Raw genomic sequence first — 363 nt, 5'->3', positions numbered from 1 at the left:
CCTGGCGAACCGATCGCAAGTTCAATCATGAATTTAGTATGCGCGCTTATTACCTTCCTCGCAACAGATCAACTCTTGAACGTGTTCAACTTCAGGTACGCTGAACTTGAACACGTTCAAAGAAGGGGAGCCCATGAGCAGTCGCGGGATCGAAACCAGGGAAAAGCTGGTAGAAACAGCTTTGCGGCTCTTCCGCGACGAAGGCTTCGCAGCGACGACCATGCGCAAGATCGCGACTGAGGCAGGTGTCTCCCTCGGGAATGCCTACTACTACTTCGCCAGCAAAGACGAACTGGTTCACGAGCTGTATCTCGTCATCCAACGTGATCACCGAGAGCGTGCGCTCCCACTCCTACGCAAAGG

The 363-nt window shown here is 53.7% G+C and carries 1 protein-coding gene; it reads left to right on the top strand.

The genetic code is table 11. From position 1 onward, the window contains the following. Window positions 1–106 precede the first annotated feature (106 nt). The coding region (locus AC1D1Y_RS26915; RefSeq protein WP_477685027.1) for a TetR/AcrR family transcriptional regulator at window positions 107–363 on the top strand (257 nt) is incomplete at its 3' end.

The sequence above is a fragment of the Polaromonas sp. P1_G1 genome, from assembly GCF_056405595.1.
The sequence above is the reverse complement of the archived record's forward strand: the minus strand, read 5'-3'. Positions and strand labels throughout refer to the sequence as shown.